Origin of the sequence: Archangium violaceum, from assembly GCF_016887565.1 — a bacterium.
Lineage (GTDB): Bacteria > Myxococcota > Myxococcia > Myxococcales > Myxococcaceae > Archangium > Archangium violaceum_B.
This window is the reverse complement of sequence record NZ_CP069396.1, coordinates 1965076-1978764: the sequence shown is the minus strand read 5'-3', so window position 1 is coordinate 1978764 and position 13689 is coordinate 1965076. Positions and strand designations below refer to the sequence as shown.

At 69.5% G+C, this 13689-nt stretch carries 7 protein-coding genes; 4 read left to right on the top strand and 3 right to left on the bottom strand.

The features are described 5' to 3' along the window. Window positions 1-46: 46 nt before the first annotated feature. Window positions 47-1498 (bottom strand): esterase/lipase family protein, encoded by a 1452-nt coding sequence (locus JRI60_RS08360; protein ID WP_204225319.1) that lies wholly within the window; start codon window positions 1496-1498, stop codon window positions 47-49. A 370-nt stretch (window positions 1499-1868) separates the two neighbouring features. On the opposite strand from JRI60_RS08360, the gene JRI60_RS08355 reads away from it, so the two are divergent. After that, window positions 1869-4769: an extracellular catalytic domain type 1 short-chain-length polyhydroxyalkanoate depolymerase gene (locus JRI60_RS08355; RefSeq protein WP_239470413.1), complete on the top strand. Its 2901-nt coding sequence runs from the start codon at window positions 1869-1871 to the stop codon at window positions 4767-4769. A gap of 403 nt (window positions 4770-5172) precedes the next feature. Next, the gene (locus JRI60_RS53150; RefSeq protein WP_239470949.1) at window positions 5173-5688 is read left to right on the top strand and encodes a hypothetical protein; all 516 of its coding nucleotides are present in this window, start codon (window positions 5173-5175) and stop codon (window positions 5686-5688) included. On the opposite strand, the gene JRI60_RS08345 is transcribed toward JRI60_RS53150, so the two are convergent. Continuing rightward, window positions 5685-6569: a hypothetical protein gene (locus tag JRI60_RS08345; protein WP_204225318.1), complete on the bottom strand. Its 885-nt coding sequence runs from the start codon at window positions 6567-6569 to the stop codon at window positions 5685-5687. The two genes, JRI60_RS53150 and JRI60_RS08345, sit on opposite strands and share 4 nt — an antisense overlap. Window positions 6570-6748: 179 nt before the next feature. Between JRI60_RS08345 and JRI60_RS08340 the strand changes: the two genes are divergently transcribed. Together JRI60_RS08340 and JRI60_RS08335 are read left to right on the top strand one after the other, a co-directional pair. After that, window positions 6749-7468: a sterol desaturase family protein gene (locus JRI60_RS08340; protein WP_204225317.1), complete on the top strand. Its 720-nt coding sequence runs from the start codon at window positions 6749-6751 to the stop codon at window positions 7466-7468. A 215-nt stretch (window positions 7469-7683) separates the two neighbouring features. Next, a complete protein-coding gene (locus tag JRI60_RS08335; protein WP_204225316.1) occupies window positions 7684-12669 on the top strand; it encodes a protein kinase domain-containing protein in 4986 nt (1661 codons plus the stop codon). On the opposite strand, the gene JRI60_RS08330 is transcribed toward JRI60_RS08335, so the two are convergent. Then, complete coding sequence (locus JRI60_RS08330; RefSeq protein WP_239470412.1) at window positions 12666-13670, bottom strand: class I SAM-dependent methyltransferase; 1005 nt, start codon at window positions 13668-13670, stop codon at window positions 12666-12668. The two genes, JRI60_RS08335 and JRI60_RS08330, sit on opposite strands and share 4 nt — an antisense overlap. Window positions 13671-13689 lie beyond the last annotated feature (19 nt).

The following is a 13689-nucleotide window of genomic DNA, read 5'->3' as shown; positions in this document are numbered from 1 at the left end:
GCAGCCACGGTCGCGGGCGGCGGGAGGGGGATGACAGGACCGACGGCTAGCGCGCCAGGTAGTTCATGGCGAGCCTCAGACCCGCCGAGGAGCGCAGGGAGCCGAAGTGGTTGGCGATGAAGCCCTTGTTGAAGTAGCCGCTGGTGTCGTAGTCGCTGAGCGTCGTCAGCTTGTTGACCACGCACCCCGGCATGTCGATGCGCGAGGCCGACTCGGACACGTAGAAGTCCTGGTAGTTGGAGCCCTGGGTGATGTCCGTCATGGTGATGGTGAAGTACTTCACCACGTTGCCACCACACTGGCCCGTCTTCCCGAAGGCATAGTCCCCGTCGGCGCACGGGGTGGCGAACAGGTCCTTGGGGCCGTTGAGCGGCTTGTGGAAGTTCGTCTGCACGTAGTTGGAGCGGCTGCCCATCTCGCAGACGATGGTGCCGCGCATGGTGAAGTTGTTGGTGCACAGCCCGGCGTCATAGGTGGACACGCCGTGGTTGGCGCCCGAGCCGAGGATGACGTGGCTCAGCTGCGGGAAGGGGTTGATGGCACCGGCCACGCCCTTGGTGTGCTCCACGTACAGCCGGCGCAGCGCATCGCGCACCACCGTCACGCCCAGCGAGTGGCCCACCAGCGCGACCTTCCGGCCCGGGTTGTTCTTCATCACCGCCTTGACGAGGGACTGGAGGATGGGGGTGGCCCAGCCGTGGTCGATGTTGCCGGCCGCGTTCTCACCGGCGCCCAGGCCGGAGGGGTCCACGGTCGCGACCAGGTCCGTGCGGAAGTCCACGGCGAGCACCTGGTAGCGTGCGGCGATGAGGCTCTCGGCGAGCTGCTCCCTCACCTCCGTGTCCGGCGAGATGGAGACCTTCTCCGTGGTGGCGCTGATCTGCGTGCCTGGCGGCAGGAGGAAGCGCTCCCAGGTGTGCGGCCGGGTGGAGTTGCCGTGCACGAGGATGACGATGGGCTTGGAGGTGTCCGGGTTGGGCTGCGTGTACTGCTTGGCGGCGCAGGGGTAGCCGTCGATCTTCGCCACGTCCCCGTCGATGTGGCTGGGAGCCTTGTTGGGGCCGCCGTAGTCGTTGCGATCGGTCCACTTGCCGTCGTTGTTCCCGTCGATGTAGGGCGTCGGCGTCTTGGGGTTGAGCTCGCGGGTGTTCGACTTGTCGTAATAGAGGTCCGCCGTGGAGCAGCCCGGGTGGTTGGTCAGCGGGCGGTACTTGCCGTCGTACTGCCTGTGCGTGTCGGGGATCTGTCGCTCCGTGAGGCCGGGATCCGCCATCTGGGGCGCGTCGTCGATGGACCAGCTGGCCACGTCCACGTTCTCCGCGCGCAGCTCCTCCTGGCGGGAGGCGAGCTGCTCGCGGCAGCCCTCCACCGTCACCACCGGATCCTCATCGCCGCCGGTGCCAGGAGTGTTCGGCGTGCCGGGCTTGCCGCACGCGAGCAGCGCACAGGCGGAGAGGCCGGTCGCGTAGAGGCGGAGGGAGTGCTTGGACATCCTCATGAGGTGACTCCTGGGGGGTAAGGGAAGACGGGAGTGCCGACCCCACCCGAGGCGGGCGGCACTTCCCGGAGGCCGGCCCTCACGGGCGGCGGCGGCATCCTAGCGCCACCTGATGCCAGATTCATGTTTACATGATGTCAGGTTCATGTCCGCAAGGCCCCTCCGGGTTTGACATTGCGCGTCATGCCCCCTCCCTCCACCTGACGTCAGATTCATGTTTACTTGATGATAGATTCATGTCCGCGCCCCCTCGCGGCCACCGCTTTGACATTGCGCGTCAGACACGGGTCCATTCCCTTTCACAGAGCTGGATAAGAGGAATTCAAAGACTTGTGATAAGGCATTACCTCCCCTTTCCAGGGAGGACACCATGCAGAAACGACGTTTCGACGGAGTCGTGGGAGCACTTCTCGCTCTGGCGGTCTTCGGATGCGAGGGGCTACCGCCACCAGAAGAGTCGCCTCCCTTGGGGACGACGCGCAGCAGTCTGACGCAGGTGACGAGCTTCGGGACCAACCCCGGCAACCTGAGGATGTGGAAGTACGTGCCGGCCAACGTGCCCGCCAACGCCCCGCTGGTGGTGGCGATGCACGGGTGCACCCAGACGGCGGACGGCTATACCCTCACGGGCTGGAACGCCCTGGCCGATCAGCTCAAGTTCTACGTGCTCTACCCGGAGCAGCTGAGCGCCAACAACCAGAACACCTGCTTCAACTGGTTCGAGCCGGGGGACATCGCGCGCGGGCAGGGCGAAGCGCTCTCCATCAAGCAGATGGTCGACAAGATGAAGACCGACCACGCCATCGACGCGAGCCGCGTCTTCGTCACCGGCCTGTCGGCGGGAGCCGCGATGACGCACGTCATGGCCGCGGTCTACCCGGACGTCTTCTCCGGGGCCGCCATCATGGCGGGCATCCCGTACAAGTGCGCGACCACGATGACCAATGCCTTCTCCTGCATGAGCCCGGGCACGGACAAGACGCCCCAGCAGTGGGGGGACCTGGTCCGCAACGCGTACGCCGGCTACACCGGCCCCTATCCGAAGATCTCCATCTGGCACGGCACGTCGGACTACACCGTGAAGAACACCAACCAGACGGAGGCGCTCGAGCAGTGGACGTCGGTGCACGGCATCGACATGACGGCGGATGTCAGCGAGACGGTCGCCGGCTACCCGCACAAGGTCTACAAGAACGCCGCGGGCACCGCGCTGGTGGAGACCTACGCCATCACCGGCATGGGGCACGGCACGGCGGTCGACCCGGCCTACAAGTTCCCCGGCACCAGCGTGGCGTGCGGCACCGCGGGCGCCTTCGTGCTCGACACGGACATCTGCTCCACCTGGTACGTGGCGAAGTTCTTCGGGCTCGACAACTCGGACACGGTGGCCCCCACCGTCAGCCTCTCCGCGCCGGCCAACGGCGCCTCCGTGAGCGGCACGGTGAAGGTGACCGCCAACGCCACGGACAACGTGGGCGTCTCCAAGGTCGAGTTCTCCATCGACAACACCCTGGTCGGCACCGACACGGCGTCGCCCTTCGAGTACAGCTGGAACACCGCGGCGGCGACCAATGGCACCCATACCCTGGTGGCCAGGGCCCATGACACCTCGGGCAACACGGCGACCTCCAGCACCGTCTCCGTCACCGTGACGGGCGGCATCTCGGACACCTCGCCGCCCACCGTGGCCATCACCTTCCCCACCGCCGGTGCCACCGTGGCCGGGGCCATCAACCTCGCCGCCACCGCGTCGGATGACATCGGGGTGACGAAGGTCGAGTTCCTCATCGACGGCACCGTGGTGGGCCAGGGCGTGCCAGCGCAGCAGGCCGGGCCCTACCAGTACAGCTGGAACACCACGTCCTACGCCACCGGCCTCCACACCCTCCAGGCCCGGGCCTCGGACGCCGCGGGCAACACCGCGCTCTCCGGTGCGGTCTCGGTGACGGTGGACCAGGGCTCGGTGCGCTTCACCGAGCGCTTCTCCAACAACGGCCCCGACAACGCGGGCTGGAGCCTCACCGAGTGGGCGCTGGATGCCAGCGATCAGACGGGCATGACGGGGAGCAAGTCCATCCTGGGCTCCGCCACGCCGGCCTTCAACACCGTCACCCGCACCGCGAGCGTCGCGGTGGCGCTGACGGCCAACCCGCGGCTGACCTACTGGCGCAAGCTGGACCTCTCCGGCGCCAACACCTCCGCGTCCGCGGCCTTCCGCGTCGTCGTCAACGACGGCACCGACCACGTGGTGGACTCGGTGACGAAGAGCGGTCTGGGCACCATCTCCGAGTCCAACTGGACGCAGCGCGCGGACATCGACCTCTCCGCCTACGCCAACCGCAACGTCATCCTGAAGTTCGTCGTCACGGCGACGGACAGCGGCTCGAACATCACCCGGGCGAAGGCATGGGTGGATGGCATCACCATCGGCCCGCCGAGCACCTCGTTCGACACGGCGGCTCCCTCCATCAACGTGACCGCTCCGGCCAACGCCGCCACCGTCAGCGGCACTGTCGACGTGACGGCGAGCGCCTCGGACACGGCCGGCGTGACGAAGGTCGAGTTCTACGTGAACGGCTCGCTGGCCAGCACCGACACGGCGGCTCCCTACGTCTTCACCTGGAACACGGCGGGCGCGGCCAACGGCGCACACTCGCTCATGGCCAAGGCCTATGACGCCGCGAACAACGTGAGCACGGACAACGACACCTCGGTGAGCGTGAGCAACGGCGCCGCCGGCGCGACGACGATCGTCACGTTCAACAGCATCACGGCGGATGACGGGTACGTGAAGGCGAACGCGGACGGAAGCTCCGCGGCGGTGGGCACCTTCAGCACCCCCGCCCTCGGCAAGGGCTCGGATGCCAAGCACAACCGCTCCTTCTTCTCGTTCGACACCTCCTCCCTTCCGGACACCGCCACGCTCGTCCGGGCCTCGCTCAAGGTGACGCTGTCCTCCGCTTCGGGTGACCCCTGGGCGGACCCCACCCCCAACACGCTGACCCTCGACCTGAAGAACGGGACGTTCGGCACCGCCGCCACCGAGACCACCGACTGGGCCGCCGCGGCCACCGCCACCAGCGTGGCGAACCTCGTCAAGTTCACCACCGGCGCCCAGAGCTCCACGGACTTCAACGCCTCGGGACTCGCCGCCATCAGCAAGACGGGCAAGACGCAGGCCCGACTCCAATTCACACAGAGTCAAAGTGGCACGGCCTATCTGTTCCTCTCAGAGGGAGCCGGAGCCGTCCTGACGGTGGAGTACAAGTAGCGGCGGGCCGCGAGACACCCTTCGGGGTTCCAGCACTCCTGGAGCCCCGTTTAGTGTGCGCGCCCTCATGAACGAAGACGCGAAGAAGTGCATCCGCGGAGTGCTGCTCACGCTGATGGTCGGGAGTGTTCTGGGCGCGTGCGCGGAAGGGCCCAAGGGACCCCAGGGCCCTCAAGGACCCCAGGGCCCTCAGGGGATTCAGGGGCCGCAGGGCACCCCGGGGCCACAGGGACCGGTGGGCCCCGCGGGTGGTCCACCAGGACCCCAGGGCCCTCAGGGACCCCAAGGTCCACAAGGTCCACAAGGGCCCGCTGGAGGTCTCGGTCCCGCCATCTGCACGCCGGGTAACTCCTTCTGCGAGGGCACGAAGCTCTGGTCCTGCACGAAGACAGGCTCCGATGCCGTGCTCGTCAACAACTGCACCGGAGCAAGCACGACGAACCCCATGGGGTGCTTCAGCGACCATTGCGCTACGGGTTCGACCGCATGCTGCCGGCCGACGAAGCCGACGTGCAGCTGGAGTTTCACCAACCCGGCGCTGAGCGGCAGCAACTACTCCTACGCAATCGAGGGACAACCCTACTGCAGCGCGACCACGTCGTGCGCTCAGGATGCCAACTTCACGGTGGTGCTCTACCCGAACTGGGGCAGCACGACATGCCCCTCGTCCACCACGAACTACATCTATTTGATCCTGAAGCGACCCATGACCACGCCAGGGGAGCGCATCACCCTCCCGGACACGAGGGCGACCCTGTACCTGGGCAACGCGGACAGCACGAAGAGCTGTTCGGCCTGGACGGGCACCGTCACCTGGAACTCGGAGGTTCCGAGCTGGAGCGTCAGCCTCGATGCCACCTGCAGCGAGGCGGGCAAGAGCCACATCCGGCTCACCGGGACGTTCAACGGGGATTTCTAGCGCCCCGGCTTCGTGCCGCCCTCGAGATTCCGCGAGGGCTCGCGCGAGCTCAACTGCTGCTCAAGCCTCTCGAGCAGCGCCAGCTCCGCGCGGGCCCGCTCGGCCAGGGGCGCGAAGAGCAGGCGCGCGCGCACGCCCATCCCCTTCTCGAGCTCGAAGCGCCGCAGGTCATCCGGAAGCCCGAGCAGCACCTCGGCCAGGGGGCGCACCCGGTGCAACTGGTAGGAGCCGAGTGACTCCCACCGCCGCGCCACCTCCTCCGCGGAGGCCTCTTTCGCCAGGGCGTCCCTCGCCGCCTCCTCGAAGACGAGGCTGGAGCGTACGCGCTCCTCCAGGTCCGCGAGGACGGCCGCCGTGCTCCGCCGGGCCTCGCGGAGGATGCGCGAGGGATCCAACATCCGCGCCACGCGCCGCCGCGCCGGTGTGCTGAGCGCGGGCGCCTGTCCCCGCACACGCGCCAGGACGGCCTCCAGGTAGCTGGCCGCGAAGCACGCCACGAAGAGCGTCTCGTCGAGCGGCGCCCGGTCCAGGTCCGCGAGCTCCTCCGCGAGGGACACCACCCCCTCCTCCGTCAACACGTAGCGCTGGCCCCGGGGCGACTTCCGTCCCCGTGCCGCGTCGTCCCTCGGCTCGGCCCACCCGCTCCGGCACAACCGCTCCAGGGTCCGGCGCACCTGCGTGAGGTCGATGTCCTGCGAGGGCCGCGTGACGTCGTGTTCCACCCAGTTGGTGAAGAGGAGGAAGAAGAAGCGCACGTCGGAGGCGCGGAAGCCTCCTGTACGGGCTCCGGCACCATGCGCGGCCAGGAGCGCCGCCTGGACGAAGGTGGCCTGCGTGGTCACATGCCCGAGACGATCCGCGAGCGAGGGAGTCCGGCTCATGCCACGAGGATGTCAGGTCCGGGGCCGTTTCGCGCGAACTGGTCTGACAGTCAGACCAGTTGGTGAAAACCGGGTCCGGAGGGTCCCCTCCCCGGGCCGAGGTGACACTGTCTGTACGCCGGGCGTGAAGCGGCGGGCCCGTCACGCGTACACCTCGCATCACTCGAAGGGGGGTCCCCATGCTTCCGATGCTCCTCGGTATCGCCGCCATCTGTTTCGTCATCGAGCACCTCTTCCGCGGCTGGCGGCTGCCGCGCGTGCGCTCCTGGCATCTGCGTGTCGTGGTCATCAACCTGGTGCAGGTGGGCGTCGTGGTGCTCGCCGGCTTCACCTGGGAGCGCTGGCTGTCGGCGCGCTCGCTCTTCCACCTGTCGCACCACCTGTCTCCGCTGGCCGGTGGCGTGCTCGCCTACGTCATCGCCACCTTCGTCTTCTATTGGTGGCACCGGCTCCGGCACGAGAGCGACATCCTCTGGCGCCTCTTCCATCAGATCCACCACAGCCCGCGGCGCCTGGAGGTCATCACCAGCTTCTACAAGCACCCGCTGGAGATGGTGGCCAACTCCATCATCGGCGGCCTGCTCGTCTACACCGTGCTGGGGCTGAGCCCCGCGGCCGGCGCCGTCTACACGGCCTGCACCGCGCTGGGCGAGTTCTTCTACCACACCAACGTGCGCACGCCCCGCTGGGTGGGCTTCATCTTCCAGCGTCCGGAGATGCACCGCATCCACCACGAATACGGCAAGCACCGGAACAACTACGGGGACATCGTCTGGTGGGACATGCTGTTCGGCACCTACGACAACCCGCCCACGTGGGATGCCTCCTGTGGTTTCGATGACGCCCGCGAGCAGCGGTTGACCGACATGCTCGCCTTCCAGGACGTGCACCGGAAGTGATGCCCGCCCGCCTGCCCTCCAGATGACGGCACGAGCGCCTGAAGCCGTGCCCGAGGGGATGCACGGGCGGAGAGCGCTGTCCATTTGATGCACCCTACCCTCTGGCGCACGGAGCAGCCTCGCCCCCCTTGGCACCGCCCACCACGGTCCCAAGCTTGTCGATGACGCGCCGACCCCACCACCGTCGGTGGTGTGACCAGAGGGGGAGGGCATTGATGGCGGAGGGCTACGAACAGGCTGGACCCTCTCTGGAAGGGGCGCATCCCGGCAGGCGACTGGGCAATCGCTTTGAATTGACCCAGCGCATCAAGCAGGGCCGTGGCATCACCACGTGGCTCGGGGTGGACCTGCACACGGGGGCTCGGCTCGTCATCAAGACGACACCCGCCGCCTCCCTGGTGCCCGTCTCCAGACAGAGATTGGAACACGAGGCCCAGGTGCTGCGCACCCTGCACAGCCCCTACCTGGTGCCCGTGCTCCATTTCGGGACGGGGGGAGACCTCCTCTTCCTCGTCACGCCCTTCGTGGCCGGAGTGTCACTCCAGGAACGGCTCGCCAGCGGAACCCTGTCCGTGCCGGAGGCGCTCACCGTGGGCCAGTGTGTGCTGGCCGCGCTCGCCGAGGCGCACTCGCACGGCATCATCCACCGCGACGTCAAGCCCTCCAACATCATCGTCGAGGGCCGTCCCACGCTCACCCGGGCCACCCTGGTGGACTTCGGACTGGCGCGCAGTGAACGGTTGGACCCGTCCCTGCGCGACCTGCCGGTGGGCACCGCGCGCTACCTCTCGCCCGAGCAGGCCGGTCTGCTCAACCGTCCGGTGGAGACCACTTCGGACCTGTACGCGCTGGGCGCCGTCCTCTTCGAGGCACTCGCCGGCCACCCCGCCTTCGACGGCACCTCCGTGGGCGAGGTGCTCCGACAGCACCTCACCCCGCGGCCCCGGCTGCGCGGTGTCGGCATCGAGGTACCCCGGGCCCTGGAGGAGGTCGTCGCGCGGCTGTTGCAGACGGACCCGCAGGACCGCTACCAGTCCGCCGAGTCCGCGCGCGAGGACCTGCAGGCCATCGAGAAGGCCCTGTCGCGGGGCGAGCTGGACCCGGAGCTGGTGGCGGGCGCGCACGACATGCGCCACAGCCTCACCGAGCCCTCCTTCGTGGGCCGTCACGAGGAGCTGGCGCTGCTGGAGCGCGAGTTGGAGCGCACCCGCACCGAGCCGGGGCGGATGCTGGTGGTGGAGGCCGAGAGCGGAGGCGGCAAGAGCCGGCTGCTGGAGGAGTTCGCCACGCGCGCCCGCCAGCACCGCATCTGGGTGCTGCAGGGCCAGGCGCTCGCCCAATCCGCGCAGCGGCCCTTCCAGCTCTTCGCGGACGTGGCCGGAGGCATCGCCGCGGCGGCCAGGGAGCGGCCCGCCCTGGCGGAGTTGCTGCGAGAGCGGCTGGTGGACCAGGCGGCGGTGGTCTGCACCGTGCTGCCCCAGTTGCAGCCGGTGTTGCGCCCCGCCCAACAGCAGGGCCTGGGCCCCGAGTCCCTGGGCGAGAGCCGCGGCATCCTCGCCCTCACCACGCTGCTGGGCTCGCTGGGCACCGAGACGGAGCCCACCGTGGTGCTGCTCGATGACTGCCAGTGGGCCGACGAGCTGACGCTCCGGGCGCTGGAGAACTGGCAGCAGGCGCACCGCGACGCGGTGGGGCACGTGATGATCGTCGTGTCCTTCCGCACCGAGGAGGTGGGGCCGGGGCACGTGCTGCGCCGGCTCAACCCGGACGCCCACCTGCGGCTGGCGACCTTCGGGACGACCGAGGTGGCCCGGATGCTGGAGTCCATGGCCGGCAACCTGCCGCGCGAGGCCACCGACCTGGTGGGGCGCCTGTCCGAGGGCAACCCCTTCATGGCCTCGGCGGTGCTGCACGGGCTGGTGGAGGACGGCGCGCTGGTGCCGGGCCCGCGGGGCTGGCAGGTGGACCCGGAGGCCATGGCCCACGTGCGCTCCTCGCGACAGGCCGCCTCCTTCCTGGTGCGCCGCCTCAAGCTGCTGCCACCGGAGGCGCTGCGCCTGCTGTCCGTGGGCGCGGTGCTGGGCAAGAACTTCGACCTGGAGCGGGTGGCCTCCCTGTCGGCCACGCCACGCGAGCAGGTGGCCACCGCGCTGGTGGAGCCCCGGCGCCGGCACATGCTCTGGGAGGGCGCGGGCGGCCGCTACACCTTCGTCCACGACAAGCTGCGCGAGGCCCTGCTGGGGCTGCTGCGGCCCGAGCAGCGCCGGGAGCTGCACCGGCTGGCGGCCCGCTCCATCGCGGCCAATCCCCCGGTGGACCCCTTCGAGCTGGCCTACCACTTCGACGCGGCGGGCGAGCATGCCCAGGCCCTCCCGCACGCCCTGGTGGCCGCCGAGCGGGCCCGGGAGCAGTTCGCCCTGGAGACGTCCGAGCTCAACTACCGCATGGCCGAGCGCGGCGCGTCCCATGCCGACGCGGGCACACGCTTCCGCGTCGCCGCCGGCCTGGGTGACGTCCTCATGCTGCGGGGGCGCTATGACGCCGCCCAGCAGCATCTCCAGCTGGCCCAGACGCTGGCGCGCGACCGGCTGGAGCAGGCCCGCATCTGGTCCAAGCTGGGCGAGCTGGCGTTCAAGCGCAACAACATGGAGGAGACCATCGCCGCCCTGAAGCAGGGGCTGTGGCTGCTCGGCCGGTGGGTTCCCCGCTCCTCCGTCATGTACGCGCTGGGGGCCCTGTGGGAGCTGGTGGTGCAGACGGGACACACGCTGATGCCCCGCCTGCTGCTGGCCCGCCACTCGCTCGAGCACAGCGAGGAGGACCTGCTGGCCATCCACTTCTACAGCCGGATGACCTACAGCAGCTGGTACTTCGGCAGTCCCGTCGCGACCTTCTGGACCCACTTGCGCGAGGTGAACACGGCCGAGCGCTACCCGCCCACCGCCGAGCTGGCCCAGGCCTACTCCGAGCATGCGCCGATGCTCACGATGATTCCCTGGTTCCAGCGGGCGACCGCCTACGCGGAGAAGTCGCTCGCCATCCGCCGGGAGCTGGGGGACGTCTGGGGCCAGGGCCAGTCGCTCCACTTCTATGGATTGGGCCTCTACGCCGCCGGCCGCTTCGAGGAGTCGCTCGAGAAGTGCCGCGAGGCGGTGCGGCTGCTGGAGCGCACGGGAGACCGGTGGGAGGTCAACAACGCCCACTACCAGTACGCCCTGGCCCTCTACCGGCTGGGCCGGTTGAAGGAGGCGCTGGAGTCCGCCCAGCGGTTGCACGGGGCGGCGCTGGCCATCGACGACCAGTACGCGGTGCGGCTGTCGCTGGAGGTCTGGGCGAAGGCGTCCCTGGGGCGCATCCCGCGCAGCCTGCTGGAGGGCTCGCTGGCCAACCCCGGCCAGGACACGCAGACGCATGCCAACACCCTGCTCGCCGAGGCGCTGCGCCTGCTGCGCGAGGGAGACACGACGGGCGCGGTGGCGATGCTGGAGAAGGCGGACCGGCTGGTGGAGCACGCCCACCTGCGGCACGAGTACGTGGCGACCATCGTTCCCTGGCTGCTGACGGCGCTGCGCATCCAGGCCGAGGGGGCCTCGCCGCTCGCGCCGAGCGTGCGCGCGGCGGCGATGAAGCGGGCCGACAAGGTGGCGCGCCGGGCCTACAAGCTGGCGCGCTCCTACCGCAACAACCTCGCCCATGTGCTGCGCGAGCGGGGACTGCTGGCCGCCATGGCCGGCCACCCGCGCCGCGCCCGCCGCTGGCTGGAGCAGAGCCTGGAGGTGGCCGAGGAGCTGAAGATGCGCCACGAGCACGCCCAGACGCTCCAGGCGCTCGGACTGGTGGGCAGGGAGCTGGGGTGGCCGGGTGCGGCCTCCTTCCTGGAGACGGCCACGCGCGAGCTGCAGGCGATGGAGCAGGACCTGGGCACCGAGCCCAGCGAGACCCAGCCGCTGCCGGAGAGCCCGGGCACCCTGTCGCTGGTGGATCGCTTCCCGCGTGTGCTGGAGGCGGGCCGGCTCATCGCCTCGGCCCTCACCCGCGAGGCGGTGTTCGATGCCGTGCGCCACTCCATGATGGAGCTGCTGCGCGCGGAGCACTGTGTCGTCTTCGAGCCGGAGGCGCTGCTGCCCGAGGACGAGCTGGCGGCCGCGGGCGTGGGCCGCACCGCCATCGCCCGGGCCCTGGAGACGGGGCGCCCGACGGTGATGGGACAGGGCATGCCCGGTGGGGTGAGCGAGAGCATGGAGCTGCTGGGCGTGCGCTCGCTCTTGTGCGCTCCCATCCAGGTGCGCGGCAAGACGGTGGCGTGCGTGTGCGTCAGCCACCGGCAGGTGGGCGAGCTCTTCGGCGAGGACGAGGAGCGGCTGGCCTCCTTCGTCTGCATCCTCGCCGGCACCGCGCTGGAGAACGCCGAGGGCTTCGAGCGCATGGCCGCCCTCTCCGAGGAGCGGGGCCGGCTCTACCGCGAGGAGCAGGAGGCGGTGCGGCGCCGCGACGACTTCCTCTCCATCGCCGCGCACGAGCTGAAGACGCCCCTCACCTCCCTGCAGCTCCACATCCAGGGCCTCATGTCACAGGTGCGCCAGGGCCTGGAGCGGCTGCCCCCGGAGCGGCTCGGCGCCAAGCTGGAGTCGGCCAACCTCCAGACGCAGCGCCTGGGCAAGCTGGTGAACGAGCTGCTGGACATCTCGCGCATCGCCCAGGGGCAGCTGCTGGCCAAGCTCGAGGACGTGGACCTGGTGCAGGTGGTGCGCGGCGTGGTGGAGCGCTCGCGCGAGGCGATGGCGCGCGCCGAGTGCGAGCCGCGGCTCCACCTGCCCCCTTCCCTGGTGGGCCACTGGGACGCCATGCGCCTGGAGCAGGTGGTGGTCAACCTGCTCACCAACGCGTCGAAGTACGGCGCTGGCCGGCCCATTGAAATCACGGTGGACGGCGACGACACCGTGGCGCGGCTGCGGGTGCGCGACGAGGGCATCGGCATCGCGCCGGAGGACGCCGCGCGCATCTTCGAGCGCTTCGAGCGCGCCGTGTCCGTGCGCCACTACGGGGGCTTCGGCATCGGGCTGTGGATCGTCCGGGAGATCGTCCAGGCGCTCGGGGGCACCATCGAGGTGGACAGCGCCCCCGGACAGGGCGCCACCTTCACCGTCACCCTGCCGCGCCGCGGCCCCGAGGAGCCGCGAGGCGGGAACGGCCCGCACTAGCGGCGGGTGAGCACCATGTAGATGACGTTCTGCACGCTGTCGCGGAACATCTCCACGTTGGCGAGCTGCGCCGGCTCTATCTCCGAGGCGAAGGCCCGTACCTGGTTCTCATCGCGGTAGATGAGGCTCCAGTCCATGAAGGCCTCCAGGAAGCCGGCGTCCGGGGTGCGGACGGCGAAGTTGGCCACCAGCAGGCGCCCACCGGGGCGGAGCATCCCGAAGAGGAGGCGGGTGAGGCGCGCGGCCACGGACTCGGAGAGGTAGTCGTAGAGACCCGCCGAGTAGACGAAGTCCATGTCCGGGAACGAGGCCTTGCCCAGGAGGATGGAGCGCACCGAGCCCCGCACGGGCTGCACGAGCTTGCCCGGGTGCTGCCGCTCCACCACCTCCAGGCTCAACGGGTCCTGGTCGAACGCGATGAGCTGGCCGATGCGGCCCTCGGCCACGGCGCGAGAGTGCTCGGCCTCTCGCAGGTGCCCGCAAGCGACGGAGAGGACTCGGGGCTTGTGTACCCGCTCGGCGAGGGCGTCGAGCTCCTGGGCCAACAGCTCCCGCCGCTCGCGGACGCTCCGGGGGCCGGATTGCCGCCACAGGAAGTGGTAGATGTCCTTACCCAGCTGCGTCGTGCCGCTCGACCGAAGCTCCTTGTAGAGGTAGTCGATGAGCACCGCGTCCCCCGCGTAGCCCCGCGGCTTGTCGAAGCCATGCCGGGTGTAGGGACACTGGTGGATGAGCTCGCGCAGGGGGTGGGTCCGCACGACCTCCAGGCAGAAGCGAGTCCACTCCTCGCGGTCCCACTTGCGATGCAAGAGGGTCAACCCGCGGAAGAGGGACTCCAAGGCCGCGTGCAGCTGTCCACCCCTGGAGATCTGCCAGTGGATGTCATCCAACCATCCGGCAGCCCGTTCCAGGGCATTGCTCCAATCCACCCACTCCATCACTGGGGCGGCCAGTGCGTTGCGGGGAAGTTTGGAATCACTGGGAAGAGCAGCATCGCTCACGGCGGAAGACGAGGAGGGA

Bases quoted from the DNA above. Each gene is read 5' to 3' on its own strand.
- JRI60_RS08360 (WP_204225319.1), bottom strand. From the start codon at position 1,498: ATGAGGATGTCCAAGCACTCCCTCCGCCTCTACGCGACCGGCCTCTCC.
- JRI60_RS08355 (WP_239470413.1), top strand. From the start codon at position 1,869: ATGCAGAAACGACGTTTCGACGGAGTCGTGGGAGCACTTCTCGCTCTG.
- JRI60_RS08345 (WP_204225318.1), bottom strand. From the start codon at position 6,569: ATGAGCCGGACTCCCTCGCTCGCGGATCGTCTCGGGCATGTGACCACG.
- JRI60_RS08340 (WP_204225317.1), top strand. From the start codon at position 6,749: ATGCTTCCGATGCTCCTCGGTATCGCCGCCATCTGTTTCGTCATCGAG.
- JRI60_RS08335 (WP_204225316.1), top strand. From the start codon at position 7,684: ATGGCGGAGGGCTACGAACAGGCTGGACCCTCTCTGGAAGGGGCGCAT.